This is a genomic window from Devosia litorisediminis (genome assembly GCF_018334155.1).
GTDB classification, from domain to species: Bacteria; Pseudomonadota; Alphaproteobacteria; order Rhizobiales; family Devosiaceae; genus Devosia; species Devosia litorisediminis.
Genome location: NZ_JAGXTP010000001.1, coordinates 1,663,195 through 1,689,295 on the forward strand (window position 1 = coordinate 1,663,195; position 26,101 = coordinate 1,689,295).

General features: G+C 61.7%; 24 protein-coding genes and 1 tRNA gene. 10 read left to right on the top strand and 15 right to left on the bottom strand.

The features are described 5' to 3' along the window. Positions 1 to 143 precede the first annotated feature (143 nt). The 3 genes from KD146_RS07945 (at position 144) to KD146_RS07955 (ending at position 1,638) form a co-directional block, all read left to right on the top strand. Entirely contained in the window at positions 144 to 923 is a 780-nt protein-coding gene (locus tag KD146_RS07945) for a hypothetical protein (RefSeq protein ID WP_212658160.1), read from the top strand. Positions 924 to 1,002: 79 nt separating this feature from the next. Then, positions 1,003 to 1,077: transfer RNA gene (locus KD146_RS07950), tRNA-Lys, on the top strand. Positions 1,078 to 1,089: 12 nt separating this feature from the next. Further along, positions 1,090 to 1,638, top strand: coding sequence for a hypothetical protein (locus KD146_RS07955; protein ID WP_212658161.1), 549 nt, complete (start codon positions 1,090 to 1,092; stop codon positions 1,636 to 1,638). A 43-nt stretch (positions 1,639 to 1,681) separates the two neighbouring features. On the opposite strand, the gene map is transcribed toward KD146_RS07955, so the two are convergent. From map to coaD, 9 genes are all read right to left on the bottom strand, one after another. Next, positions 1,682 to 2,437, bottom strand: a complete 756-nt coding sequence (gene map, locus KD146_RS07960; protein WP_212658162.1) for a type I methionyl aminopeptidase — start codon at positions 2,435 to 2,437, stop codon at positions 1,682 to 1,684. Positions 2,438 to 2,441: 4 nt separating this feature from the next. Continuing rightward, positions 2,442 to 4,082 carry a glucose-6-phosphate isomerase gene (gene pgi / locus KD146_RS07965; protein WP_212658163.1) on the bottom strand — a complete coding sequence of 547 codons (1,641 nt, stop codon included), beginning with the start codon at positions 4,080 to 4,082 and terminating at the stop codon, positions 2,442 to 2,444. A 22-nt stretch (positions 4,083 to 4,104) separates the two neighbouring features. Next, positions 4,105 to 5,244 (bottom strand): tRNA guanosine(34) transglycosylase Tgt, encoded by a 1,140-nt coding sequence (gene tgt / locus KD146_RS07970; RefSeq protein ID WP_212658164.1) that lies wholly within the window; start codon positions 5,242 to 5,244, stop codon positions 4,105 to 4,107. 215 nt (positions 5,245 to 5,459) lie between these two features. Then, a complete protein-coding gene (queA, locus tag KD146_RS07975) occupies positions 5,460 to 6,521 on the bottom strand; it encodes a tRNA preQ1(34) S-adenosylmethionine ribosyltransferase-isomerase QueA (RefSeq protein ID WP_212658165.1) in 1,062 nt (353 codons plus the stop codon). Positions 6,522 to 6,570: 49 nt separating this feature from the next. Next, positions 6,571 to 7,020, bottom strand: a complete 450-nt coding sequence (locus KD146_RS07980) for a DMT family transporter (RefSeq protein ID WP_212658166.1) — start codon at positions 7,018 to 7,020, stop codon at positions 6,571 to 6,573. 65 nt (positions 7,021 to 7,085) lie between these two features. Beyond that, complete coding sequence (locus KD146_RS07985) at positions 7,086 to 7,448, bottom strand: hypothetical protein (protein WP_212658167.1); 363 nt, start codon at positions 7,446 to 7,448, stop codon at positions 7,086 to 7,088. Between the two features lie 19 nt (positions 7,449 to 7,467). Further along, positions 7,468 to 7,947, bottom strand: coding sequence for a peptidylprolyl isomerase (locus tag KD146_RS07990; protein ID WP_212658168.1), 480 nt, complete (start codon positions 7,945 to 7,947; stop codon positions 7,468 to 7,470). A gap of 294 nt (positions 7,948 to 8,241) precedes the next feature. After that, complete coding sequence (locus KD146_RS07995; RefSeq protein WP_212658169.1) at positions 8,242 to 8,793, bottom strand: peptidylprolyl isomerase; 552 nt, start codon at positions 8,791 to 8,793, stop codon at positions 8,242 to 8,244. Continuing rightward, positions 8,790 to 9,275 carry a pantetheine-phosphate adenylyltransferase gene (gene coaD / locus KD146_RS08000; protein ID WP_212659152.1) on the bottom strand — a complete coding sequence of 162 codons (486 nt, stop codon included), beginning with the start codon at positions 9,273 to 9,275 and terminating at the stop codon, positions 8,790 to 8,792. The genes KD146_RS07995 and coaD overlap by 4 nt, the downstream gene beginning before the upstream one ends. A gap of 119 nt (positions 9,276 to 9,394) precedes the next feature. Between coaD and KD146_RS08005 the strand changes: the two genes are divergently transcribed. Further along, the gene (locus KD146_RS08005; protein ID WP_212658170.1) at positions 9,395 to 9,775 is read left to right on the top strand and encodes a pentapeptide repeat-containing protein; all 381 of its coding nucleotides are present in this window, start codon (positions 9,395 to 9,397) and stop codon (positions 9,773 to 9,775) included. Positions 9,776 to 9,793: 18 nt separating this feature from the next. Here KD146_RS08005 and KD146_RS08010 read toward each other — a convergent pair whose 3' ends face one another. Then, complete coding sequence (locus KD146_RS08010) at positions 9,794 to 11,020, bottom strand: MFS transporter (protein ID WP_212658171.1); 1,227 nt, start codon at positions 11,018 to 11,020, stop codon at positions 9,794 to 9,796. A gap of 171 nt (positions 11,021 to 11,191) precedes the next feature. On the opposite strand from KD146_RS08010, the gene KD146_RS08015 reads away from it, so the two are divergent. Beyond that, positions 11,192 to 11,656 (top strand): DUF805 domain-containing protein, encoded by a 465-nt coding sequence (locus KD146_RS08015; RefSeq protein WP_212658172.1) that lies wholly within the window; start codon positions 11,192 to 11,194, stop codon positions 11,654 to 11,656. 52 nt (positions 11,657 to 11,708) lie between these two features. Here the strand turns inward: KD146_RS08015 and gyrA are convergent, their stop codons facing one another. Then, on the bottom strand, positions 11,709 to 14,480 hold the full coding sequence (gene gyrA, locus KD146_RS08020) for a DNA gyrase subunit A (RefSeq protein WP_212659153.1): 2,772 nt from the start codon (positions 14,478 to 14,480) through the stop codon (positions 11,709 to 11,711). A 246-nt stretch (positions 14,481 to 14,726) separates the two neighbouring features. Here gyrA and KD146_RS08025 point away from each other — a divergent pair, with 246 nt between their 5' ends. The 4 genes from KD146_RS08025 to KD146_RS08040 all read left to right on the top strand — a co-directional run bounded on the left by KD146_RS08025 (position 14,727) and on the right by KD146_RS08040 (position 19,924). Then, positions 14,727 to 15,692, top strand: a complete 966-nt coding sequence (locus KD146_RS08025) for an AraC family transcriptional regulator (protein ID WP_212658173.1) — start codon at positions 14,727 to 14,729, stop codon at positions 15,690 to 15,692. Between the two features lie 151 nt (positions 15,693 to 15,843). Further along, positions 15,844 to 16,839, top strand: a complete 996-nt coding sequence (locus tag KD146_RS08030) for a hypothetical protein (RefSeq protein WP_212658174.1) — start codon at positions 15,844 to 15,846, stop codon at positions 16,837 to 16,839. Further along, positions 16,836 to 19,118: a vWA domain-containing protein gene (locus tag KD146_RS08035; protein ID WP_212658175.1), complete on the top strand. Its 2,283-nt coding sequence runs from the start codon at positions 16,836 to 16,838 to the stop codon at positions 19,116 to 19,118. Before KD146_RS08030 ends, KD146_RS08035 begins: the two co-directional genes overlap by 4 nt. 53 nt (positions 19,119 to 19,171) lie before the next feature. After that, entirely contained in the window at positions 19,172 to 19,924 is a 753-nt protein-coding gene (locus KD146_RS08040; protein WP_212658176.1) for a hypothetical protein, read from the top strand. Here KD146_RS08040 and KD146_RS08045 read toward each other — a convergent pair. The 4 genes from KD146_RS08045 to KD146_RS08060 all read right to left on the bottom strand — a co-directional run bounded on the left by KD146_RS08045 (position 19,921) and on the right by KD146_RS08060 (position 24,928). Then, positions 19,921 to 20,991, bottom strand: coding sequence for a serine hydrolase domain-containing protein (locus tag KD146_RS08045; RefSeq protein WP_212658177.1), 1,071 nt, complete (start codon positions 20,989 to 20,991; stop codon positions 19,921 to 19,923). The genes KD146_RS08040 and KD146_RS08045 overlap by 4 nt on opposite strands. Positions 20,992 to 21,079: 88 nt before the next feature. After that, entirely contained in the window at positions 21,080 to 23,374 is a 2,295-nt protein-coding gene (locus tag KD146_RS08050; RefSeq protein WP_212658178.1) for a putative bifunctional diguanylate cyclase/phosphodiesterase, read from the bottom strand. 42 nt (positions 23,375 to 23,416) lie between these two features. Continuing rightward, complete coding sequence (locus KD146_RS08055) at positions 23,417 to 24,355, bottom strand: FecR domain-containing protein (RefSeq protein WP_212658179.1); 939 nt, start codon at positions 24,353 to 24,355, stop codon at positions 23,417 to 23,419. Between the two features lie 159 nt (positions 24,356 to 24,514). Next, positions 24,515 to 24,928 (bottom strand): winged helix-turn-helix transcriptional regulator, encoded by a 414-nt coding sequence (locus KD146_RS08060; RefSeq protein ID WP_212658180.1) that lies wholly within the window; start codon positions 24,926 to 24,928, stop codon positions 24,515 to 24,517. 149 nt (positions 24,929 to 25,077) lie between these two features. Here KD146_RS08060 and KD146_RS08065 point away from each other — a divergent pair, with 149 nt between their 5' ends. After that, positions 25,078 to 25,959 carry an NAD(P)H-binding protein gene (locus KD146_RS08065; protein WP_212658181.1) on the top strand — a complete coding sequence of 294 codons (882 nt, stop codon included), beginning with the start codon at positions 25,078 to 25,080 and terminating at the stop codon, positions 25,957 to 25,959. Positions 25,960 to 26,101 lie beyond the last annotated feature (142 nt).

The following is a 26,101-nucleotide window of genomic DNA, read 5'->3' on the forward strand; positions in this document are numbered from 1 at the left end:
GGCGTTTCTCCGCTTCGCATTCTCTATTCGTGCGCATTTTCACAGATTTATGGCAGCCAAGAGTTGGCGAACCGCTAATCAGGGCCTCATGGTTCTTTCATTGCGCAATACCTGATTCGATTGCGCCCTCGAGGTTTTTGACATTGGCCAAGGCATCGGAACAGTTCCGGCAATCGGATGTAACCACCTGGGGCATCGTTGCGCTGGTATTTGGCGCCATTGCGGTGCTGGGCGCAAATGTATCCGCGGTTATTCCATCAAGCATTCTGGGCGGGCTGCACAAGACCCGCATTGAAGGCGCGTCGATCGACCAGCTGCGCTTGCAGGTTGCCGATCTGCGCGAAGCCAGTCTGCAGCTCAAGCGTGACAATACAGTTCTGGCCAATCGCTTTGCGCTTGAAGAGCAGCAGGGCAATGCGGTGCGCCAGCGCGTCGGTGCACTCGAAGTCAGCCTGCCCCGTCTGCTTGAGGCCCTGCCGGCGGGCGCCAAGATCGACCGCTCATCGCTGACCGCCTCGATTGGCGAAGCGCTGATCTATGACGCCGATGGCGGCTCGGTACTGATCCGCCAGCAGCCCATGGCTGAAGCCGCGCCCACACAGGGTCAGGAACAACCCCTGCCCGCACCGGTGCAAACAGCCAGTGCCGCCATACCGAATGAAATTGATTTCGGCATTGCTCTGGGCACCTCGGTGCCGTTCGAGCAGGCGCCACAAACCTGGAATGATCTGTCCATGAAGTTGGGGCCATTGCTGTTTGGCCTATCGCCCCTGCTGGTGGATGAAGCCAATAGCGACAACAAACGTATCGTGGTCGGCCCGATTACCGAACTGTCCGAAGCGACCGCGCTTTGCAGCCGTCTGGAGCGGATTTCGATTTCGTGTCTGCCCATGCCATTTGTGGGAACTCCGCTGAGCTATTGATTAGCGGCGCGATTGCGGTTGACAGCGTTGGGAACGTGGCTATGTTCCGCCGCGACGCCAGCGGCGTCAATCTTGGTGAGCGCCGGTAGCTCAGTGGTAGAGCATTCGACTTTTAATCGAATGGTCGTGGGTTCGACCCCCACCCGGCGTACCAAGACCTCTTTTCTTGACTGATAAGGCCGCTGTTGTGTCTCAGGATATCATCGATCTGCTCAAGGTGCTCGCGGCGACGCTGGTGACCTTTGCTGCCAGCACGCTGGTGATGCTCTATGTCATCTACCTGCTGGCCCAGTACGGTGCCAACCTGCCGATGATCGGTGCGGTGCCCCTGAGTGCACCGCCCGAAATGGTGCCATTGCTGGCCCGCAACCAGATTTTGCCGACCCTGGCGGCGGTTCATGTCACCGCAACCGGGCTGGCGCTGGTGTTGAACGCCCATACCATCGACATGGCACTGTTGATCACCGCCAAGGCGGTGACCGTGGTGGTGACCGCGCTGCTGGGGTTTGTGGTCGGTCACATGATCTATCTGCAGCTGACAGAAGGCGCCGCGATCCAACTCGGACCGCTCAGTCCGGTATTTATCGCGCTGCTGGGTTTTCTGGTGCTGTCGTCCTGGCTCAGCGTGCCGAATCTGCGCCCGCTGGGCAATCTTCGCTTCATCGTCGCCGCCGGCATGATCCTGCTCGGACCATTGCTGCTGGTCTGGCTTTAGCGAATCAAAACAGCTTCTTAGGCGAATAGGTTCGCATTCCGAATCAACTGTTCAGCGTGACCACAATGGCGCCGCGCGGCGTGGCGATCACCGTGTGCTCATATTGCACGCAGGGCGCGGGTGGGTTGCTGATCAGGGTCCACTCATCATCGGCCGATTTCTGGTCAGCCAGACGGCCACCCAGCGACAGGAACGGCTCGATGGTGAACACCATCCCATCGGTCATGCGCCGACGTTCGGACTTGTCGGGCCAGGTAGCTATTTCCTCGGGCGCATCGTGCAGGCTGTCGCCCACGCCGTGACTGGCCAGATTACGGATCAGCGTATAGCCATTCTTCTTGGCAAACTTGCCGATGGCATTGCCGATATCGCCCAGCGGCGCACCCGCTTTGACCGCCCGAATGCCGGCCCACATCGCCTTTTTGCCATCGCGGCACAGCGTGGTGAGCTGGCTGGCTTCAGGCGGGATGATGAACGAGGCACCGGTATCTGCAAAAACGCCGTCCTTTTCCGCTGACACATCGATATTGATCAGGTCACCCGCTGCCAGCACCCGGTCGCCGGGAATGCCATGGGCAATTTCCTCATTGACTGAAATACAAGTGGCGCCGGGGAAATTATAGGTGACCTCAGGCGCCGAACGGGCACCATGCTCGGCCAGCAAGGCGCGGCCGATCTCGTCGAGTTCCAATGTGGTCATGCCCGGACGCATGGCCTGGGCCATGGCGTCTCGGGTCAGCGCGCAAATGCGTCCGATCGCCTTGAGGCGCTCGAACTGCTCATCGGTGGATATGATCAAGCCATCAGCCCTTATTGGCGAGGTAGTAGGACAGCAGGCCCTGGGTGGAAGCGTCGTGCCCTTCCCCGCTCTGGCTACCCTCGACCTTTGGCAGCAAGGCCTTGGCCAACTGCTTGCCAAGCTCAACGCCCCACTGGTCATAGGAATTGACGTTCCAGATCACGCCCTGGGTGAACACCTTGTGCTCGTAGAGCGCGACGAGCGAGCCCAGGGTCTCGGGCGTCAACTGCTCATAGAACAACGTGTTGGACGGCCGGTTGCCGGGGAACACCTTGTGCGGGGTCAATGCCTTGATCTCGGCCTTGCCCAGCCCCTGCGCCTTGAGTTCGCCGACCACTTCATCGGCGGTCTTGCCCAGCATCAGCGCTTCGGACTGCGCCAGCACATTGGCGACCAGCTTGTCGTGGTGCGGCGGCAGGTTTTCATGCGGCCGGGCGGCAATCAGGAAATCGCAGGGAATGACGTCGGTGCCCTGATGGATCAGCTGATAGAAAGCGTGCTGACCATTGGTGCCTGGTTCGCCCCAGACGATGGGGCCGGTCGACCAGCCCACGGGCTTGCCCGCCAGCGTGACGGACTTGCCATTCGATTCCATGTCCTGCTGCTGCAGATAGGCCGCAAAGCGGCTCATGCGCTGGTCATACGGCAGCACGGCATGGGTCGAGAAACCCCAGACACTACGATACCAGACGCCGAGCACGGCCATGATGACGGGCAGGTTTTCCTCGAGCGGGGCCGACAGGAAATGTCGGTCCATCTCATCTGCACCCTGAAGGAACTTGGCGAAGTTCTCATATCCGACGGCCAGTGCGATAGGCAGACCAATGGCTGACCACACCGAATAGCGGCCACCGACCCAGTCCCAGAAGCCGAAGATGCGGTCTTCGCGGATGCCAAACTTGGCGCATGCGGGGATATTGGTCGAGACGGCCGCAAAATGGTTCGGCACAGCTTCTTCGCCCAGCGTATCGGCGATCCAGTCGCGTGCCGAGCCGGCATTGGTCATGGTTTCGTCGGTGGTGAAGGTCTTGGACGCGACGATGAACAGCGTCGTCTTGGGATCGAGACGCTTGAGAATGTCGTGAATATGGGCGCCATCGACATTGGAGACGTAATGGGCGCGCAGATCGGCGCGGGTATAGGGCTCGAGCGCCAGCGTCACCATGGCGGGACCGAGGTCGGAGCCGCCAATGCCGATATTGACGATATCGGTAAACTGGGCGCCGCCATGGCCGCGAATGGCGCCGCTGCGGATATCGTCGGTGTAGCTCTCAATGGCGGCCAGCACGGCGCGCACATCTGGCATGACGTCCTTGCCATCGACCGGCACGGGCTTGTCGCCCTGATAGCGCAGCGCCATGTGCATCACGGCGCGGTCTTCGGTGATGTTGATGTGCTCGCCTTCGCACATCTGGTCACGGCGTTCCTCGACACCGGCAGCGCGCGCCAGATCGAACAGCGCAGCCATGGTGTCTTCGTCGATGCGGTTCTTGGAATAGTCGAGCAGAATGCCCGCGCCGGTAACCGAAAAGCGCTTGAAGCGGTTCGGGTCGACAGCGAACTGCACGCGCATGGGCTGCTCTTCGAGCCGCTTGCGGTGTTTGCTCAGGTTCGAAAAACTCGCCTTGCGTCCAGCTTTAGCCATGTCGAAGAACCCTTTCAGGAAATCAGAGAACCGGCAGGTCGCCCGCGGCCCAGGCCGCACGCGTCTCCGCCGCAAAATCAGTAAATCGGCCGCCTTCGATTGCACCGCGGCAGCCCTGCACGAGTTCTTGATAATAGGCCAGATTGATCTGGGAAAGGATCATCGCGCCCAAAATCTCTTCTGTCTTAACGAGATGGTGCAGATAGGCACGGCTCCAGCGGCGGCAATTGGGGTTGGGCGAGGCCTCATCGATGGGCCGGTGGTCATCCCTATGCCGGGCGTTTTTCAGATTGATGACGCCAAAGCGGCTATAGACATGGCCGTGGCGACCGGCGCGCGTGGGGTGGACGCAGTCGAACATGTCGATGCCCCGGCCAATGGCGCCCAGAATATCGTCGGGCTTGCCGACACCCATCAGATAGCGCGGGCGATCGGTCGGCAATTCGGGGGTGATCTGTTCCAGCACGCGGAACATCACATCCTGCGGTTCACCGACAGCCAGACCGCCCACGGCATAGCCGTCAAAACCGATGGATTTGAGCCCCTGGGCTGAGCGCAGGCGCAGATCGGCGTCGTCGCCGCCCTGGACAATGCCGAACAGCGCGCGGTTCTGCTGATTGTTGAAGGCGGTCTTGGAGCGGTCGGCCCAGCGCAGCGAGAGCTCCATGGCGCGCTCGATCTCCTTGCGCTCGGCAGGCAGCTTTATGCACTCATCGAGCTGCATGATGATATCGCTGTCGAGCAGGGTCTGGATCTCGATGGAGCGCTCGGGCGTCAGTTCGTGGCTGGAGCCATCAATATGGGATTTGAAGGTCACGCCCTTTTCGGTCAGCTTGCGCAACTGCGCCAGCGACATGACCTGAAAGCCGCCGCTATCGGTCAGGATGGGGCGCTGCCAATCCATGAAATCATGCAGGCCACCCTGGCTGGCGACGCGTTCGGCGCCCGGGCGCAGCATCAGGTGATAGGTATTGCCCAGCAGGATATCGGCGCCAGTCTCGCGCACCTGCTCGGGATACATGGCCTTGACGGTGCCTGCCGTGCCCACAGGCATGAAGGCCGGCGTCTGGATATCGCCCCGTGGCGTGTCGATGCGGCCGCGCCGCGCCAGACCATCGGTGGCTGAAAGGGTAAAGGTGACTTGTTTGCTGGTCGTGCTCATGGCGCGGGTTCTAGCGGGTTGGCCGCGAGCACACAACTGGCGGTGTGCGGGCACCATGGAAACGGCTGCGGCTGGTTACCGCTCCCCTCCCAGCCTCCCCCAATCAAGGGGGAGATGCCGCGTGGTGCCATGGACACAATCCAACCACCCCAACAAGTTCACCTCCCGCTTGAAAGGGAAAGCCGCAGGGGTGAGTTTGGTCTAGGTGTGCGTTGCTACTCAGCGCGCAGCAGCAGCGAGGAGTCCCCGTACGAATAGAACCGGTAACCGTTGGCTATCGCGTGGGCATAGGCCGTCTTCATCGTCCCGAACCCGGCAAAGGCGCTGACCAGCATGAACAGGGTGGATTTGGGCAGGTGGAAATTGGTCATCAGCACGTCGACGGCAGCGAACTTAAAGCCCGGCGTGATGAAGATGTCGGTGTCGCCGCTGAACGGCGCCAGGGTTCCTGTCGCCCGGGCTGCGCTTTCGAGCAGGCGCAGGCTGGTGGTACCCACAGCAACGACCCGGCCACCGGCGGCGCGGGCGGCATTGATGCGCGCCACCGTGTCGGCGTCGATCTCGCCCCATTCGGCATGCATGACGTGGTCGTCGGTATTGTCGGCCTTCATGGGCAGGAATGTCCCTGCCCCGACATGCAGCGTCACCCGCTCAATGGTGACGCCCATGGCCTCGATCTTTGCCAGCAGCTCATCGGTGAAATGCAGCCCAGCCGTGGGCGCGGCAACCGCGCCGTCTTCGGTGGCGTAGACGGTCTGGTAGTCGGTCTTGTCGCGCTCTTGGAGGCCGCGCTTGAGCCCGATATAGGGCGGCAGCGGCATGGCGCCGTGTGATTTGATGGCTTCGTCGAGTGCTGCCCCGCCCAGATCGAAGGTCAGGGTGACTTCGCCGGTGTCGCCTCGCGCCGAGACCTTGGCTGTCAGCGCGTCAGCCTGGCCATTGCCCAGCTCAAGCCGGTCATCAATAGCCAGTTTCTTGGCCGGACGGGCAAACGCCTTCCAGGTATGGGCGTCGACGCGCTTGTGCAGGTTGAACGAGACATTGGCGCGATACTCGCCGCGCACCCGGCTGCCGCGCAGTTCGGCGGGCAGCACGCGGGTGTCGTTGACCACCAGCACATCGCCCGCCTTGAGCTGGGTCAGCAGGTCGGGAATATGCAAATCGCTGAGGCCATTGGCTGGATCGACCAGCAATAGGCGCGCGCTATCGCGGGGCTCGACTGGGTGTAGGGCGATGAGCTCTTCGGGCAGCTCGAAATCGAAGTCTGAAACTAGCATGGGCCGTCCCCTAGCATGGCCGTTTGGCGGCCGAAACTCAAACCTGTGCTTAGAGCAGGCGGATCATCATGGCGCCCACCAGCAGCAATATCGCGCCGGTTACCCGCCCCAGTGTCAGCTCGCGCACCGCCATGCCCATGAAACCGATGCGATCCAGCGCCAAACCGCCGATCAATTGCCCGGCCACCGAAAGCGCCATGACAGCGGCTGCGCCGATCATCGGGGTCAGCATGATGTTGGAGAACACATAGATGGCGCCGAGCACGCCACCGGCCACGAATGTCCACGGTGCCGGTGCGGCGAAGTTGATGGCAATGCCGCTGCTGCGGCTATAGATAACCGCCAGCGTCCACAGCAGCACGGCGCCCGCCACGAAGGAAACACCTGCAGCGGCGATCGGGACGCCAAGATTGCGACCGAGTTGCGCGTTGATTGGTGCCTGGGTGGCGATGCATGCCCCCGCAACGACGCCCAAAAGCGCCCACAGAATGGTGTCCATACGCAAGCGAACGTCCTTCTTCACAGCTCAGCTGGGGTAGGTGCGGTCTGAAGTGAGGGCGCAGATCAGTCCGCGCCGCACCGTATGGCATGGCTGGTACTATCCAGCACCATGGTGCCCATAAGGGGCCAATCGGCATCGCCGCCCTCGTAACGCAGGCGGATACTGACCACGATGTCCTGAAAATTGGGATCGACAAAATCGATCATGATGCCGGTGTCGTCACCAAAGGCCTGTCCGACCACAAAGGGCTTGCCGTCGCCCCGCTCGGGACCCGTGGAATAGGCCACCTCGCCCGCTTCGGCATGGGCGCCGACAATGTGCAGCACTGGCAAGCGTCCGGTGCCGATTTCGGCAAAGACGTTATCGCCCTCGCACCAGATGCCGCCGCTGGCCGCCACGGGGGCGGCCAGGGTGAGGCTGGCCACAAGGGCCAGCCATGTCGCCTTAGGCAGCAATATCGGCTGCCACTTTAACCGAGACCATCTTGTCCGGGTTGATGACGGGCTCGCCGCGCTTGATCTTGTCGACATTGTCCATGCCTTCAATGACCTGGCCCCAGACCGTGTACTGCTTGTTCAGGAACGGGGTGTCGCCGAAGCAGATGAAGAACTGCGAGTTGGCGCTGTCCGGGCTCTGGGCACGGGCCATCGAGGCAGTGCCACGAACATGCGGCTCGGCGTTGAATTCCTGCTTCAGATCCGGGTATTTCGAGCTGCCGGTACCACGGCCCTGCGGGCAACCGGTCTGGGCCATGAAGCCTTCGATGACGCGGTGAAACACGATGCCATCGTAGAAGCCTTCACGCACCAGCTTCTTGATGTGCTCGACATGGTTTGGCGCCAGGTCTGGACGCATGGCGATAACGACTTCGCCCTGAGTGGTTTCGATGACGAGGGTGTTTTCGGGGTCCGCGTATTCAGCCATTGGTGTGCAACTTTCAGTTGGAATTTGTGGGCCGGATGTAAGGCCAAAGCGGCGCATGTGCAACCACTGCGCGCTCAAGAAACGCCGTGCTGGCCGCCACCAGAGGCAGCGGCAGTCGACGCAGCGGGGATGCCCACCGAAGTCACCCCCTCCCGGCCTCCCCCACCACGGGGGAGGTGCCGATCGAGCGTGGGGCACTGTCGAGGTCTACCCACCACATGGCACGCCCCCTTGGTGGGGGAGGCCAGGCGGGGTGGAGCCAGCAGCGCTGACGAGGCGGTGCTACTCTAGAAGCTACTTGTATTCGATCTTTGCAGAAACGATCTTGTCGGGGTTTTCGACCTGACCGTTCTGTGACTGCGGACCCTTTTCGAGGGCGTTGACGGCGTCCATGCCGCTGACGACCTTGCCGAACACGGTGTACTGGCCATCAAGGAAGCTGGCATCAGCAGTCACGATGAAGAACTGCGAATTGAACGAGTTGGGATCCTGCGAGCGGGCCGCGCCGACAGCGCCGGGCTGGAAGCTTTCAGCATTGAACTCAGCATCGACGTCAGGCAGTTCCGAGCCGCCCATGCCGGTGCCGGTTGGATCGCCGGTCTGGGCCATGAAGCCATCGATCACGCGGTGAAACACGATGCCATCATAAAAGCCCTGTTCGGTCAGGGTAACGATGCGCTCGACGTGGTTTGGCGCGATCTCGGGCATCAGCTCGATATCGACGGTGCCGTCTTCGAGCGTCAGGATCATGTGGGGAGTGCCGGACTGGGCGAAAGCCGGAGCAGCAGCCAGGGCGGAGGCACCGATTACGAGGGCACCAAACAGGCGACGGGTGATTGCGGTCATTTCGAGTTCAAGGCCTTGAGAACGATTTGCGGGACGAAGGCGGAAATATCGCCGCCCATCTCAGCGATCTGACGCACCAATGTGGCCGAGATATGCCGAACGGGAGGACTTGAAGGCAGGAAGACGGTCTGCAGGTCGGGCGCCATCTGCGCGTTCATGCCCACCATCTGCATTTCATAATTATAGTCGGTGGTATCGCGCAGGCCGCGAATGATCAGCTTTGCACCGTGTTCACGCGCCGCGTTGACCATCAGGCCGCTGAAATCGACGATCTTGAATTCGGTATCGGTGCGCTTGCCAACCGGCCCCAGCACCTGATCGAGAATCTGCAGACGATCCTCATGCACAAAGAGCGGATTTTTCTTGCCCGGATTAATTCCGACGGCAACCACCAGCGTGTCGACCAGCTTGCAGGCACGCTCGATGACATCGAGATGGCCATTGGTCAGCGGGTCAAATGACCCCGGATAGAACCCTACCAGTCTGCTCACGCCCGCTCCCCCTTGTTGTTACAGCGGTTTTGTCATGCAGGAAGAGTCATGGCAAGGCGGGTCATGGCGTGGCATTATGCGTGCAGCCCCCCTTTTGGCTGGAGCCAGCAATGAGCAACGAGACCGGTTCAGACCCGTTTGACGGCCCGCAACTGCAAGGCAAACGCTATGAGCGTGCCAATATGGCCGGATGCCATTTTGATGGCGTCGATCTGGCGGGCGCGACCTTCTATGCAGTGATGAGCGGCACCAGTTTTGTCGACACCAATCTGAGCGGCGCGCGGTTTGATGACGTCAATATGGGGGGCGCGAGCCTGACCAATGTCAATCTCTCCGGCTGCAGCGTTACTGATGCCAATCTGTCCGGGGTGACCATCAGCGACGCCAATCTTACCGGCGCCAGCATCGAGGCAGCCAACCTGACCGAGATGCGGATCAACGGCGTGCTGGTGAGTGATCTTTTCGCCGCCTATGAGGCAGTGCAGTCCTGAGAGGTCAGGCTGGACGCATCAACTCTGCGCAGGCCGACGATTGGCGATCAACGTTGCGCCTCCCAACAGGATCAACAAGACACCGCCGGTAAAAAATGCCGAAGGCGTGCCCCAGCGTGTGGCGATGGCACTGCCGATCAGCGGGGCTGACAGCATGGTGGTGACAATCACCGCCTCCCCGCTGGCAAAGACACGGGCGATGCGGTCAGGCGGCGCTTCGGCCTGAACGATAGTGCGATAGGGCACCAGCATGAACGCTGTTGCGCCGCCCATGAAGCCCAGCGCCAGCAGGAAAGCGGGCAGTTGGATGGCCAGTCCAAGCATGGCGGTGATGGCGATTATGCCCGTCGCCAGCCCGGAGGTCACCGCCGCCAATGACATCGAACGCATGGGGTGGTTGCCTGCAATGCGACCGGCCAGCAAGGCGCCGAGCAGTCCGCCCAGACCCGAGGCGGAGATCGACAGGCCAAAGGCCGTCGCGTCAAAGCCAAAGCCCTCGGCCAGCAGTGCGATCAGCGCGTCATAGAGAAAGAACGAGAAGTAGGCGCTGGCCGAGAAGATCAGCGCGATGCGCAGGCGACGGCTGCGTCTGAATTCGGCGAATCCGGCCATGGACCGCATGGCAAATGTCTGGGTTGTGCTGCTTGTGGCTACGCGCTCGGGTACGGACACGCCCAGAATGATGATCGCCGCAAACAACGACAGCGCGCCGTTGAACAGGAACACGCTCTGCGCTGGCCAGAAAGCCAGCAAGGCGCCGCCAATGGCCGGGCCGGCAATCTTGGAGGTCTGGTTGATGGCCTGATGCAGACCCTGGGCGTGGCCCAGCAACTCGGTGGGCGTGGTCGCCTGAATGGTGGCCTGACGGGCCGGCGTAAAGGCGCTGTCGATGCAGCCCCGCACAAACACCAGCCCGAGCAACACCCAGGTGTCGCCGGTAAAGGCAAAGGCGAAGGTGGCCAGCGCGCGCCCCAGATTGGTGGCAAACAGCACGCCGCGCAGGGGCGCACGGTCGACCAGCACCGCCAGCAAGGGCCCGACAATGACATAGGGCAGGCTCAGGGCCAGGGCAAACACGGCCAGCATGACGGGCCCCTGCCCCCAGCCATAAACCAGCAGCGCCACTACGGCGGCATAGTCCAGCCAGTCGGAGAAATCGGCGGGCACGCAGGCCAGCGCCAAGCGCCGCGGCATTTTCAGGCGCAGCAGCGACCGGTAACCGGCACTCGACGGTTTCTCAGGCACACTCAGTACTTTGCATTGGAATTCCCCCCTGCTGCGAACAAGCCATTGGGTGCGTGATTTGGCAAGGCAACGCGGTTACGGAGATGGGTGGCATTTTAGCGGGTTTGGGTACGCATTACACATGCACAGGGCCTAAAAGCAGCGCCAGTGGACAGCCATCGGGGGACGCGGATGGGCTCATATCTGGACGGAATGCTGCGCTATTTCGAGTTCTGGGGCCGCAGTAGCCGCGCACAATATTTTCTGTTCTTCCTGTTTCAGCTGCTGCTGGTCTGTGCCGGCATGGCCATCGACTACAAGATGCACGGCGGCTTTGGCCGTAGCCTGACGCAGATGCCCTACACGTTGTTCATGGTGCTGATCCATATCCTGCCCGCCGTCACGGTCCAGGTGCGGCGCCTGCACGATATCGGCAAATCGGGCGCGTGGTTTCTGCTCAGCTTTGTGCCGCTGGGCTCGCTGGTGCTGCTGTACTGGGCCTTCCAGCCCTCTGATGGCCAGCAGGATTATGCCGAGAACAACGCTGCCCGGCCCCGGCAGCGCACCCGCTCGACCATTCCCGCCGGCGTGCGGATGGGTAATAGCGGTCGGCTCTCCAATGGCGGTCCGGACCTGAACGAAGGCCGCTTCATCTGACATGACAAGGGGCGCCGCAGCGCCCCCTTCACCTATTCAATGATCGCCGCGATCAGTCTTCGGTCGGTGTCTCAGGGGCGTCTGGTGCCTCGGGCGCATCGGGTGTCTCAGGCGGCGTGGTGCCTTCAGTCCCCTCGATAGCCTGGGCACCCTCGTTGCCCTCTTCTTCCTCGACCGCTTCGGGCTCGCGGATATGCTCGACCGACATCACCTTTTCATCAGCGGCCGTATCGAACACGATCACGCCCTGGCTGCCACGGCTGACGATGCGGATCGGCTTGTCACCGCCGACGGGCAGACGAATGGTCTGGCCGCCATCGCTGATCAGCATGATCTGGTCTTCGTCTTCCACGGGGAAGCTGGACACCAGATTACCGTTCCGCTTGTTGACCGCCATGGCCACAATGCCCTTACCGCCGCGGCCGGTGATCCGGTATTCGTGGCTCGAGGTGCGCTTGCCATAGCCGTTCTCGGAGATGGTCAGGATGAACTGCTCAATGGCGCTCATCTGGGCGTAGCGTTCCTGCGGCAGATCGCCGGCAACCACATCCGCCTCGTCCGAACCGGCATCTTCGGCCTGCTCTTCACCGCGCACCGCACGGCTCATCTTGAGATAGGCGGCCCGCTCTTCGGCGGTCGCGTCGGAGTGGTTGATCACGGCCATCGAGATAACGACGTCATCCTTGGCCAGATTGATGCCGCGTACACCCATGGAATCGCGCCCCTTGAACAGGCGCACATCATCGGTGCGGAAGCGGATCGCCTGGCCCATGGCGGTAGTCAGCAGCACGTCATCATTGATCGTTGCCGTCTCGACGCCGACGATCTGGTCGCCCTCATCGAGCTTCATGGCGATCTTGCCGTTCTGGCGTACTTCAATGAAGTCGGCCAGCGAGTTGCGGCGGACCGTGCCGCGCGTGGTGGCGAACATGATGTCCAGATTTGCCCAGCTGGTCTCGTCCTCGGGCAATGGCATGATGGTGGTCAGCCGTTCACCCTGCTCAAGCGGCAGGATGTTGATCAACGCCTTGCCCTTGGCATTGGCCTGCGCCAATGGCAGGCGCCAGACCTTGAGCTTGTAGGCAATGCCGCGGCTGGTGAAGAACAGCACGGGCGTATGGGTATTGGCCACGAACAGGCGGGCGACGAAATCCTCGTCGCGCGTGGCCATGCCCGAACGGCCCTTGCCGCCGCGGGCCTGGGCCCGGTAGGTCGAGAGCGGCACGCGCTTGATGTAACCCTCATGAGACACGGTCACGACCATGTCTTCGCGGGCAATCAGATCTTCGTCGTCAAAGTCGCCCAGCGCCTCGGAGATTTCCGTGCGGCGTGGGGTCGCGAACTGTTCCTTGATCTCGAGCAGTTCGTTGCGAATGATCTCGACCACGCGCTCACGGCTGCGCAGAATATCGAGATAGTCCTCGATCTGCCCACCCAGGCCGTTGAGCTCTTCGCCGATTTCGTCACGGCCCAGCGCCGTCAAACGGGCCAGACGCAGTTCGAGAATGGCGCGGGCCTGTTCTTCGGACAGATTGAAGGTGCCGTCATCATTGATGCGGTGGCGGGGATCATCGATCAGCGCGATCAGCGGCGCCACATCCTGTGCGGGCCAGCGGCGGGTCATCAACTGCTCACGCGCGGTCGCCGGATCGGGCGCGGTGCGGATCAGGGCGATGACTTCATCGATATTGGCCACGGCAACAGCCAGGCCCACCAGAATGTGGGCGCGATCGCGGGCCTTGTTGAGCAGGAAGCGGGCGCGACGGGTAACCACCTGATGACGGAAGTCGATGAAGGCCTGCAGCATTTCGCGCAGGTTCATCAGCTGTGGCTTGCCACCATTGAGCGCCACAAAGTTGCAGCCAAAAGAGGATTGCAGCGGCGTGAAGCGATAGAGCTGATTGAGCACCACTTCGGGCAGCGCGTCGCGCTTAATCTCTACCACCACGCGCATGCCGTTGCGATCGGACTCGTCGCGCATATCGGCAATGCCTTCGATACGCTTGTCGCGCACCAGTTCGGCAATCTTTTCGACCATCGAGGCCTTGTTCACCTGATAGGGAATCTCGGTGATGATGAGCGCTTCGCGCTCCTTGCGAACCTCTTCGATGGCGACGCGGCCGCGCATCATGACCGAGCCACGACCAGTCTCGTAAGCCGAGCGGATGCCGGCACGGCCCAGGATGATACCCGCGGTGGGGAAATCAGGACCGGGCATGACTTCGAGCAATTCGTCGAAAGTCACCGATTCATTGTCGAGCAGCAGCAGTGCGGCGTCGATTGTCTCGCCCAGATTATGGGTCGGGATATTGGTGGCCATACCCACCGCGATACCGCCGCCGCCATTGACCAGCATGTTGGGATAGCGCGCTGGCAGAACCGTGGGCTCATGCTCGGAGCCATCATAGTTGTCGCGGAAATCGACCGTGTCCTTGTCGAGGTCATCGAGCAGGGAATTGGTGATCTTTTGCATGCGCACTTCGGTGTAACGCATGGCAGCAGGCATATCGCCGTCGACAGAACCGAAATTGCCCTGCCCTTCGACCAGCATTTCGCCCATGGAGAAGTTCTGCGCCATGCGCACCAGGGCCATATAGACCGCCGTGTCGCCATGGGGATGGTACTTACCAATCACGTCGCCCACGACACGCGCCGATTTACGGTATGGCTTGTTGTACTCGTAGCCGTTCTCGCTCATCGAAAACAGGATGCGGCGATGCACAGGCTTGAGCCCATCGCGCACATCTGGGAGAGCGCGGCTCACGATCACGCTCATGGCGTAATCGAGATAAGACTTCCGCATCTCGTCAGTGATGGAGATCATCGAAATATCGGAGGGCGGCAGCGCGCCAGTTCCGTTGTCTGTCGTATCGGTCACTGGGGTGATTCTATGTTGGTTTTGTTCCCCGATTGATAGGCGATTCCGGGCGCAAATGCTAATTTAGGTCACAGGGAAGCTGTGGACACCTTTTGCGCGGTTTCCGGGCACGTCAGCAATGACGCGACACGCTTTGATTACGCGACGTTGCAGGCTAACAATATCGGCACACACCGCTTGCGAGGGAGAAGCATGCGCCCTGTTCAGACTGTTAGCCTGAGAGCCGGCGATTTTGATCCTGCCGTGCGCGTTGATGCCTTCAAGGAAGCTGTAGCCGCCATTTGTCGGCTCGACTTTACACCAGCTGATCCGGCCGGATTTCAGTCAGAAACCAGTATTGGGGTGCTACCTACCCTGGTTACGGGACATGGGGCACATTCATCGTGCAATGCCAACCGCACCGTGCAACTGGCGGCGGACGCGCAGGACAATGTGATGGTGCACCTGCCGCTGCAGGGCGGGTTCACCATGCAACAGGTCGGCGGGCAGTCGATCGAATGTGCTCCCGGCATGATTTATGTCGATCCCAACGAAGTCCCCGGCGAGGTGAGCTTTCATGGGGACCGGACGGACGTCTTTTATGTATCGATACCGCGCGGCGTGCTGGCACCGGCCACCAAGGGGCTCAATGCGCTAATGCGCAACGGGGCTGCCCTGACACCGCAATGGCGCCTTTTCGCCCGCTATGCGCGGATGTTGCACGAGGAACTGGGCGAGTTGCCGCCCGACCAGGCGTTGATCTGCGCCAGCCATGTGCACGATCTGGCCCTGATGGCCCTTGAGGGCGAGACCGCTCACGGCGTTGAGGGACATCATGGGGGCGTCAAGGCTGCCCGATTAACGCTTATCAAGAGCGATATAGAAGACAATCTCAGCTCTCCCCGGCTGTCTCCGGGCTGGATCGCGGGACGTCACGGAATTTCCGAGCGCTATCTGCGCAGCCTGTTTGCCAGCCAGGACACCAGCTTCCAGGATCATGTCTGCAAGCGCCGCCTGCTGGCTGCCTATCGCCGGTTGAGTGATCCCCGCCATGTGGGTCAGAGCATCAGCCAAATTGCGCTTGATGTGGGTTTTGGCGACCTGAGCTGGTTCAACGCCCAGTTCAAACGCAATTTCGGCCACACGCCCTCTGAACTGCGGGCCCGCACCGCCGTCTAGGCAGCTTTGGCACGCTGGACGCAGAGCTAGTGCCGCCCACCCTGCATGGTGTGCCGTTCACCCCAAGCATAATGGATTGCGCATCCCTATTGTCGGATCGGTTCGCCGCGCTTGCGCGTGGGCCGGTGCAACAGAAGCGAGATGTAACCCGATGTGGGATTTCAGTATTTCCAAGTCCATTGGCCTGATGGCGCGTACCGCGCCCTATGTGCTGTTCCGCATGGCGGTCTATTTCGGCATTGCGGTCGCCTATGTCCTGATCACCGGTACGGGCGCCGGCATCGGCTACGGGGTCGGTGCCTTTGGAGATCAGGATTTCCAGATCTCCTCGTCGTTCTGGGGCGGCATCATCGGGTTTGGCGCCACGGCTGGTGCGGTTTATCTGGCCCGTGAGTACATTCTGTATGTGGTCAAGGCGGGTCACATTGCCGTTCTGGTGGAACTGATCGACGGCCGCGCGCTACCCGAGGGTCAGGGGCAAATCGCCTATGGGGCCGATGTCGTACGCGAGCGTTTCGTGCAATCGAGTGTCCTGTTTGGCCTGGATCAACTGATCAAAGGCGTGATTGCGGCTGTCACAGGCTTGATGCAAGGCATTGCCAACTTCCTGCCCATACCTGGTCTGCAGCCGCTGGTGGGCATGTTCCGCGCCTTCCTCAAGGTCGCTGTGGGCTTTGTTGATGAGGTGATCCTGGCCCATGCTATGCGCACCCGCGCGGACAATCCATGGGCGGCAGCAGAAGAGGCGCTGGTGCTGTACGGGCAGAACCACCGGCAGATGATCAAGAACGCGGCGTTTATCGCGGTGGTAGTCTATGTGCTCTCATTCCTGGTGTTTCTGGTGATGCTGGCGCCCGCGGCGCTGGTTGTCTATCTGATCCCCGGCAGTTGGAGCGCGGGTGGCTTGGTGTTTGCGCTGCTGTTCGCCTGGGCCGTCAAGGCCGCCCTGATCGAGCCGCTGGCGATCTGCTGCATGCTGCAGGCCTTCTTCACGCTTACCGATGGCCAGACGCCTGATCCTGCCTGGCGTGACCGGCTCAACGGGCTGTCCCGGAAATTCAAATCCATTGGCGAGAAGGCCCAAAGCTGGGTTGGCGGCACGTCGCCTGCACAGACCATCTCTGGCGCTCAGGGAGTGCGACCATGAAAAGAGTATTTGCGGTATTGCTCGCGGCAGCGATGGGCCTGTGCGCACAAGCTCCCCAGGCACAGGAGAGCCCCCGCACGGTCATTGTCATGGATGGCTCGGGCTCGATGTGGGGACAGATCGACGGCCGACCAAAGCTTGATATCGCCCGCGAGACCGTGGGCAAGGTATTGGCTCAGATCCCTGCCGAGCAGGAGATCGGTCTATTGGCGTACGGGCATCGACGCAAAGGCGATTGCGGCGACATCGAACTGGTCGTTGAACCAGCAGCGGGTACCGGCGGACTGATCACGGACAAGGTCAATGGCATGCGCTTCTTGGGCAAGACGCCTCTGTCACAGGCCGTTCTGATTGCGGCCGAATCCCTGCGCTACGGCGAAGAAGCGGCCACCGTTGTGCTGGTCACGGACGGCATCGAGACCTGTCAGGCGGACCCATGCGCCCTGGGGATGGAGCTTGAAGCCAATGGTCTGGACTTTACCACCCATGTCATCGGCTTCGGGCTCTCGCAGGAAGAAGGCGCCCAGGTTGCCTGTCTGGCCGAGAACACAGGCGGACGCTACTTTGAGGCTCGCAATGCCGATGCCCTGATCGATGCGCTGAGCCAGACCGTGCTGTCCGACGGCCGCGCCGCCAAACAGGCCCCAGTCCCGACGCCGAAGGCAAGCCTTGACGGCCCCGAGGCAGCGGCAATCACCACTGAAATCAATGTCGACTGGACCGGGCCGGACGCCGTGGAGGACTATCTGGAAATCGTCCCTGCGACCGAGACGGCCGCCACCAGCGGCAGTCGCAACTACGCCTACACAAAGGATGGGTCACCGGCCAAGCTGATCGTACCTGCTGATCAGGGAGATTATCTCATCCGCTACATCTGGCAGGGCCCGAACGGCCGCGAGGTGATTGCAACGGCGCCCCTGACGGTGACAGATTCCGAGTTTGCCATCAGCCTGCCCCCGGGCCCCATTCAGGCAGGATCGGCGATCGCCGTAGATTGGAAAGGTCCCAATGGGCCGCTCGACTACCTTGCGATCCGGACGGAAGCCAGCACCGAGGCAGCCGATATCACCTACGCCTATACCGGCGACACCAACCCGCTCGAGATGGTGACACCCAATGAACCGGGCACTTATAGCGTTCTCTATATTGTGGAGGGAACGGGCGAGCGGCGGATCGGGGTGTCGGTGCCATTGAGCGTTGTTGAAGGCACGATCGACCTGCGGGCACCCGCTGCAGTGCGACCCGATACCGGGTTTTCGGTCGCCTGGGCAGGACCGGGCAGCAGTCAGGACTATATCGACATTGTCCCCGCCGGCTACACCGAGACCTATGGCGAACTTAAGTATGCCTATATCGGCGGCGAAGGCCCCGGCCCGCGCGAGCTTTCGGCGCCATCTGACGCCGGGGCGTACTGGATCCGCTATATTTCCGAAGGCGCAGGTGGGCGCAAAGTACTGCATCAGATCGAGCTAAGCGTTGATCCAGATGCTCCGGACGTACCGACCAGCCTGTTGGTGGCGGCCACCTTTGACGTGCCTGCCGACTTCGCCGGGACACCGGTGCAATGGTCGGCAGTGCCCCTTGAAGGTCAGGCAGTGAGCATGGACGCCTGGGCCATGAACGAGTTCGCGACGGGTCCCGTCTCGGGCAATTTCGAGCCCGGGGTCTATTCGGTACGCGGCGATGCAACTGACATGGTGTTCACCGGCACGGTGACGATCAGCGCTGACGGCGATAACCGCTTCACCATTCTGCCCGACGAGACCCTGTCGCCGACAACCACGCCCGACATGGCTGACGGCCATGGGCCCGACGATGGGGCAGATGGCACGCCGTGGGCCGACTATGCCTATAGCTGCCTGGGGGATCAGAACTGTCCACACACGGATGCGGCCAGCGGTCTGTCCTTCACCCTGCCCGCCGGATGGGTCGCGACCAGCCCGGACATGACGCCCGCAAGCGCCGGCGCACAGGCTGCCGGAGAGCAGCTTGAGCATCCCTATGTCGAGTTCTATGAGGCGGGGGGCAATATGAATGCGCTCTATCTCAATCCGCGCCAGTGGATCGCGGACAATGGGCCGTGCCAGACCACGGGCGCGGGCGAACTCTGTCTGTTTCGCAATGACGCCGCGCCCAATGATCCGGCGGCCTTCATGGCGATGGGTGCACTGCAGGCCAGCCTGATCCACGCAGCCCCGGCCGCCGCCGCACCGCTGTCGGCGGACGAGGTCGAAAGCCTGCTCGACAGGCTGGCGCCCAACCGTATCCCGGCCAACTAGTCCCCCCTCTCGCGCGCTGACCATGCGCCATCGCGCCCCTCTGGAGTATCGCCATGAAACTGCTCGCCCTCGGTGCGTTCGTCATCAGCCTGGTATCCGCCAGCGCGGCCGTCGCCCAGTTCAACCCTGTCATTGCCAAATGCACCGGCAATGGTGCCGATTTCTATCTCTCAGAATCGCAGGTTGACGCGCTGGTCGGCTCGGTCCCGGAGCCCCTGCCGACCAACAAGGATACCATTCTGGTGGTCGATCAGAAAAAGGGCATGTACTGGTCGAACCAGTCGCGCGCGGCGATCGATCGCGCCTGTGGCGGCCAGGGCAATGAGGAAATCGCGCTGTTTGATGGCGTACAGCCGCGTTCGGGTCTGTGGCAGGCCAGACTTGGCGAAACCCGACCGGAAGGGTGCCCGGCGATTTTGGCGTCGATGTTCGGCCCCGGCTTGCCCGGTCATATGCCGGCCGAACTCAGTACGCCGCGCCAGTTGACGTTCGGCGTGCCGTTTCATCCCGATCAGCTTGAGCTGACCAAAACCCTCGCGGCTAGTGGCATTTCAGCGGTCAACTGGCGCATAGCGGGGGAGGATAGCTGGCAGGCCGATATCATGAGCGATGTTTTCGCCCAGATCCCCGGCGGCCCGGGCAAGGGCAGCGGCATGGCGTGGCGGCTGACGGTGACGTCCAAGGATCGCATCGACCACAATGTGACGGTCACCATCGCGCTGCCTGCCGAAGCGGCCGCGTTGATGGGGATGAGCGGGGATTGCCGCGTCACCAGCGACAACCAATGGGTGCGGGTGGGCGATTAGCCGTCGACGGCCTCAGCGATTTCGAAAGCCAGATCAACCGGATCGAAATCCTCGCCATTGGCGAGAATGACGACGCTGGTGCCGGTATCCAGATTGCGCAGATAGACAGTCGCCGTGCCCATCCAGCTCCCGCTGTGATAGGCGATGGCATCGCCCTGCCCGCTCATAACGCTCCAGCCAAAGCCGTAGCCTTCTTCCTCGAGCAAGCCTATGGCCGTCCCGTCATCGAGCTGACCGTCGACGAACAGCTCGGCCGTTGCCGCCGTGCCCAGCAGTGAGCCGGTGGCCAACGCCTTCTCATAGCGGGCCAGATCAGCGATCGAAGTGTAGACGCTGCCATCCCCCTCGGCCACGGTCATGAATTGCGACGGTTCGAAATCGCCATCGCTGCCGGCATAGCCGGTAACGGCAGCGGTCGGCTCGACCGGTGCGCCGAGCCGGGTCTTGGCCATGCCCAGGGGCGACCAGACGCGGTCGTGCAGCACCGCCTCCAGCGTTTCCATTTCAGCCGCCGCCGCGACCAGACTGCCGAGGGTGACGTAACCGCTATTGGAATAGTCGAACCGGGTGCCGGGGGGGTGGGCTGGGCCGGCCTGTGCCAGCCAGGCGATGATCTGGGCATTGCTGGTATCGGCCCGATAGTCGAACAGGGTTTCGTCGAGATAATCTGGCAGGCCGCTGAGGTGATAGATCAGGTCGCCCACCACCACGGGCCGTTGTCCGGCGCCATAATGGGCAAAGTCAGGCAGAAATTCGCTGATTTCGGTAGCGCGGTTGAACAGATCGTCCTCGATCAGCAACTTCGCCGCCGTGCCGGTAAACTGCTTGGAGACCGAGGCCAGATCAAACACGCTGTCGGGCGTCATGGGAGCCTTGGTGTCCAGATCGGCATGGCCATAGCCCGCCATATGCTGCACAGCGCCCTGCCCGGTCACCAGCACCGTCATGCCGGGGGTATCGCTGCCAATATAGGGGGCGACCAGATCATCAATGACCGGCAGGTTCTGCGCCGCGGCCGGCACCGCCAAGACGAGCGTAAAAAAGCCTATGAATGCTGTCGAGCGCATGAATCCCCCTGTTCTGCTGGCGGAACCTAGCCAGCACGGCCCGTTCGGGCAACCGCCTCCGGCAAGTCTGCGTCTCGGTGATAGTTGGCTAGGCCGCCGAGGTCTGGTCCAGGGCCAGTTCGATGGCGAAGCTGGGGCGTCCGAAAAGGTAGCCCTGGCCGACGTCACAGCCGACAGAGGCCAGATAGTCGCGCTGCTGTTTCGTCTCGACACCTTCAGCGATCACCGTCTTGCCCAGACGCTGCGCCATGATGATGGTGGTCTCGATGATCACCTCGCTCTGGGCATTGGGCAGATTGCGCACGAAGGACTGGTCGATCTTGATCTTGTGGATGGGCAGGCTGTGCAGATAGCTCAGCGACGAGTAACCCGTGCCAAAGTCATCCATCGCGATCCTGACACCCATGTCCGAGAGCTGGTGCAGGATTTCGAGATTGGCCGGGTCGCTGGCAATGTTCATGGATTCGGTGATCTCGATATCCAGCCGGTGTGGCGGCAGGCCCGAGGCCACCAGAGCATTGTGCACGGCGGCGACCAGATTGCCCTGCTGGAACTGCACCGCCGAGACGTTGATCGAAATGCGCCCCTGCCAGCGCCATTGGGCGACCTGACGGCAGGCTTCGTGCAGAATCCATTCGCCGATCTGCACGATCAGGCCGGTTTCCTCGGCAAGCGGGATAAAATCGGCTGGCGAGACAATACCCAGCTCGGGGTGGCGCCAGCGCAGCAAGGCTTCAAGCCCCACCATCTCGCCGCTCTTGAGATCAATCTGGGGCTGATACAGCAGGTAGAATTCATCGCGCTTCAGGGCCTGCCGCAGCGCGAGATCGAGCAGACGGCGGTCGCGGATCTTCTGGCCGTGTTCGGGCTCGTAGCGTACTAGGCGCGCTTGTGCGGTCTGGGCCACGGCCAAGGCTATTTCGGCCTGCTGCAGCAGTTCCTCGCCATCAGCGTCAGCCTGATTGGCGCTGCCAAAGACGGTCTCGAGCATGATGGTGTGGCCGGCGATATCATAGGGCGCTTCGAGCACCGAGGTCACCATGGCAATCGAGGGGATCATGGTGCCACCAAAGCGGCCGTGGCGCACCGAAAAAGCAAAGATGTCGCTATCAAGACGGGCGGGCAGCGTATCGGTCAATTCGTGCAGACGCGCGGTAACTTCGCGGGCGACCATGTCATAGACCTCGTTGCCAAGACTGGCATTGAGGGCATCCAGACGCAGCAATCTGACAGCGATCAAGGTGCGGTTCAGCCCGTCGTCAGGCGTCGCGGAAAGCGCTTCGAGCATGGCGTGGCGCGACAGGGCGCCGCTGGGCTCATCGTGGCGGGCCAGATAGGCCAGTTGCGCCTGTTGCCGACGGCTCTGGCGCCAGCGTCGGGCGCGCTCATCGAGAAAGCATATGGCCAGCGTGCCACTTACCATGGCGTGAAAGACCATGGTGTCGATTACGATGGCGGCCTGAGACAATGCCTGCCACGCGGCCAGTTCGAGGCCCAGGCTCGCAATCAAGACCACCAGCGCCCGCTGTGGCACGGTAAAGCGTTTGCGCATCAGCATCACCAGCGCGGTGATCAACAGGCCGGCCAATGCAGCGGGAACAAACCCCAGATCGCTCAGCGCCCTGTCGGCCTTGAGTGTTTCGGTGGCGGCGATCTGAACCACAGCGCCCGAGAGCACGCCGAAGCGAGGCACACGGAAGAAGTCGCGCAGTTCGATGGCGCTCGCACCGATCACGACCTGCTTGTCGCGCAGAATGGCCGGATCGACCGTTCCTTCGAGCACCGAGATCGCCGAAACGCTGGGGACGGCGCTCAGGTCGATGCCGTAGTCGATGGTGATCGACGGCGCGGCTGGACCGGCCTGCGGCACCAGCGCATAGGCCAGCGCGGGAATGGACTGGATTGCCGAGGGCACAGATTCGAGCAGCGCTGTCCCGTCACCATCGACATTGACGAGGACGGCCGGAGCCTGCGCTTCAAAGCGTGGCAGTGGTCGGCTCAGCACGATTTCGCCTTTGGTGCCGGTCTGCTGGAAAGCGGCAAGATAGGCATAACCACCCGCGCGGGTCAGCGCCGCTTCAAACGCGCCGTCTGCCTGGGGTGTGGAGGCGGCGCTGAAGTCGATATCGAAAACAACTTCGAGCGCGCCCAGTTCAATCAGCCGGTCAAGCAGCGCTGCATGGACAGTACGTGGCCAGGGCCAGACACCCACCGCCTGCAGGCTGGTGGCGTCGATTTCAACAAACACCATGTCGCCGCTGGGCGCACGTGACGTGCCGGCGAAGCGCTGCCCCTGCAGTTCCTGGTCCGGCGGCTCGAACGCACCCAGCCATGCCGACGCCAGAACGGCGCCGACAAGCACAAGTACACTGATGAGCCGCACGACGGCCCGCATCAGCGCGCCGTCGTCAGCACGTGCCGCCCATTACTTGTTGAGGCCATTGGCATTGCCCTTGCCGTTGCCGCCCGCATTGTTGGTCTTGGCGCTATCGTCGTCGTCATTGTCAGCGCTATTGCCGTTACCGTTACCATTGCCGCCGGCATTGCTATTGCCGTTGCCACCGGCATTGCTGTTGCCGCTATTGCCGTTGCCGTTGCCGCCAGCATTGCTGTTGCCGCTATTGCCGTTGCCATTGCCGCCAGCATTGCTGGAATTGCCGTTGGCACTGTTGTTACCGTTGTCCTTGGTCAAGCCGAACGCGTTGCCATTGCCATTGCCGCCAGCATTGTTGCTCTTGCTGGCCTGCACTGCAGCTTCAACGTTTTCAGCCGTGGCTTCGGTCGTTGTGCCGTTGATGACCGGCTTACCGGAAAAACTGAAAACAGCCACGGCCCCGCGGCCTTCCACCAGCAGTGGCGCCTGCTTGGTCACGGTTGCATCCTGACCGGGGCGAACATCGACAACCAGATCGTTGACGGTGTCCTGCACCTGCACCACGCCGCGATCGACCTCAACGGTGGCCCCGCTATTGTCCGAACGTACGGTGAAGCGCGTGCCCTTGACGACGGCTGCCAGAAACGGGGTCTGTACTGAAAAATGCTGGACGTTGCGGCGCTCTGCCTCGATGGAGACAACACCGAAATCCTGCAGAACCGTTGTCATCAGATCGGCGCCTGCATCCTTGATGCGGATCTGGGTATTGGCTTCCAGTTCGATAGTTTCGCGACCACGGATCAGCCCGACCCGACCATTCTCGGACGTACGGACATATCGATTGGTAGGGATGATTTCACCGCGACTGACCTGACGCCAGGTCCCGCCGATCTGCTGGGTGACTTCACCGCGCACCCTGTTCACCTGCCAATCATCGGCGAAAACCGGCGCAGCAGCAAAGCACATCAGCAAAAACAGAACGATTCTCACAACGCATACTCCGCAACTTATTCAAGATGCAGGATCGACCAGCGCGCTTGCCAAACCGTTACAGCGCCCGATCACAAATGCACAATCGCAGCCTGGTGATGCTGATGGTAAAGGAATTGCCGCGCAATTACCGGGGATTTGACAATGACGGGGTCGCACTCACGCGGGGTCTGAGGGCGTATCAAAGACAGCGCGCGCCTGGTCAATGTGGGGATGGTTGTCGTTGGCCCAGCGGATCAAATGCCCGAACGGGACGATGATCGAGTGACCCAGGGGGGTCAGGCTATACTCCACCGCAGGCGGCTTGGTGTCATACACCTTGCGCGATACCATGCCGTCGCGCTGCAGTTCGCGCAGTGTTTGGGTCAGCATTTTCTGAGATATATCAGGGATATCGCGCCGCAACTGATTGAAGCGCTTGGGCCCGCTGGCCAGCGTCATGACCAACAGCATGCTCCATTTATCGCTGATCTTGTCGAGCACGCCGCGCACCGGGCAGTTCCCCACAGGCTGACCGGCATTGCTGTTCCAGCCATCCATAATGGCACTGAACTGATCCTGTTCGCTGTTCATGGTGGTTACCTCACGGTGCCGTTGTTCCAACAAGGTGCCTCCTTACCAACTGGTTCAAGGTCTACTAGATAGCACTCTCCGTTCGATACTTACTCTCCATCGGCATGCGCTGCAAGGAGATGCGAACTACCCAAAATGGAGAGACAGACATGACAAAGTTTAAAGACCAGACCCTTCTGGTTACCGGCGCTTCGGGCAATCTCGGCCGCCTTGCCGTCGAAAACCTGCTTGCTCGCGGCGCAACCAAGGTCGTCGCCGGTACACGCGATCCATCCAAGCTGGCCGATCTGGCGGCCAAGGGTGCCGAGGTGCGTGCGCTCGATTTCGGCAAGCCCGAGACCATTGCTGCTGCGCTGACCGGTGTTGATCGGCTGCTGATCGTGAGCACCGATGCAATTGGTGGTCGTCTTGACCATCACAAGGCCGCCATTGCCGGTGCCAAGTCCGCTGGCGTCAAGCACATCGTCTATACATCAGCGCCAGCGCCCCGGCCCAACGCCGATGGCGGCGCGGTGATCGAGCATTTCTGGAGCGAAGTCGAACTGGTCAATAGCGGCATCGAATTCACCGTGCTGCGCAACAACATGTATGCGGAGAACAATTTCATGGATGCCGCGCAGGTGATCCAGTCGGGCCAGTTGTTTGGACTGATTGGCGATCGCGGCGTGTCCTATGTAGCCCGTGCCGACGCTGCTGCAACGGCGGCGGGCGCCCTGTTGAGCGCTGAAGGCTCCACCATTCAGGACGTGACCGGTCCCGCACCCGTTACCAATGTTGAACGCGCTGCGCTCTATGCCAAACTGAGCGGCAAGCCCGTCACCAGCATCGCCTTGCCAGACGCCGACCTGCAGGCGGGCATGGTCGCAGCCGGTGTGCCTGCATTCCTCGCCGACATGTTGATCGGCTTCCAGAAGGATGCGCGGTCGGGTCATCAGGGTGTCACCACCGATGCCGTTGAGCGTTTTGCGGGTCACAAGCCGCAGGCGTTTGCCGAGTTCCTCGCGGCCAACCGCGCCGCGCTGGGTCTGTAGGACCATTCGGCCCCGCAGCCATGCTGGGGTCACCACTCCGTCGGGGGCGCCCTGTACGCGCCCCCTGCCCTGGTCTGACGCTTTGCTGACAAACCCCACGGAATCGCGCACGGTTGAATCCTTGCCTGGGGGGAGTCAGATT

What these genes read in the sequence shown, in the direction of transcription:
- pgi (WP_212658163.1), bottom strand. Translation starts at nt 4,082, where the DNA reads ATGGCTAAAGCTGGACGCAAGGCGAGTTTTTCGAACCTGAGCAAACAC.
- tgt (WP_212658164.1), bottom strand. Translation starts at nt 5,244, where the DNA reads ATGAGCACGACCAGCAAACAAGTCACCTTTACCCTTTCAGCCACCGAT.
- queA (WP_212658165.1), bottom strand. Translation starts at nt 6,521, where the DNA reads ATGCTAGTTTCAGACTTCGATTTCGAGCTGCCCGAAGAGCTCATCGCC.
- KD146_RS07980 (WP_212658166.1), bottom strand. Translation starts at nt 7,020, where the DNA reads ATGGACACCATTCTGTGGGCGCTTTTGGGCGTCGTTGCGGGGGCATGC.
- KD146_RS07990 (WP_212658168.1), bottom strand. Translation starts at nt 7,947, where the DNA reads ATGGCTGAATACGCGGACCCCGAAAACACCCTCGTCATCGAAACCACT.
- KD146_RS07995 (WP_212658169.1), bottom strand. Translation starts at nt 8,793, where the DNA reads ATGACCGCAATCACCCGTCGCCTGTTTGGTGCCCTCGTAATCGGTGCC.
- KD146_RS08005 (WP_212658170.1), top strand. Translation starts at nt 9,395, where the DNA reads ATGAGCAACGAGACCGGTTCAGACCCGTTTGACGGCCCGCAACTGCAA.
- KD146_RS08015 (WP_212658172.1), top strand. Translation starts at nt 11,192, where the DNA reads ATGGGCTCATATCTGGACGGAATGCTGCGCTATTTCGAGTTCTGGGGC.
- gyrA (WP_212659153.1), bottom strand. Translation starts at nt 14,480, where the DNA reads ATGATCTCCATCACTGACGAGATGCGGAAGTCTTATCTCGATTACGCC.
- KD146_RS08025 (WP_212658173.1), top strand. Translation starts at nt 14,727, where the DNA reads ATGCGCCCTGTTCAGACTGTTAGCCTGAGAGCCGGCGATTTTGATCCT.
- KD146_RS08030 (WP_212658174.1), top strand. Translation starts at nt 15,844, where the DNA reads ATGTGGGATTTCAGTATTTCCAAGTCCATTGGCCTGATGGCGCGTACC.
- KD146_RS08035 (WP_212658175.1), top strand. Translation starts at nt 16,836, where the DNA reads ATGAAAAGAGTATTTGCGGTATTGCTCGCGGCAGCGATGGGCCTGTGC.
- KD146_RS08040 (WP_212658176.1), top strand. Translation starts at nt 19,172, where the DNA reads ATGAAACTGCTCGCCCTCGGTGCGTTCGTCATCAGCCTGGTATCCGCC.
- KD146_RS08045 (WP_212658177.1), bottom strand. Translation starts at nt 20,991, where the DNA reads ATGCGCTCGACAGCATTCATAGGCTTTTTTACGCTCGTCTTGGCGGTG.
- KD146_RS08060 (WP_212658180.1), bottom strand. Translation starts at nt 24,928, where the DNA reads ATGAACAGCGAACAGGATCAGTTCAGTGCCATTATGGATGGCTGGAAC.
- KD146_RS08065 (WP_212658181.1), top strand. Translation starts at nt 25,078, where the DNA reads ATGACAAAGTTTAAAGACCAGACCCTTCTGGTTACCGGCGCTTCGGGC.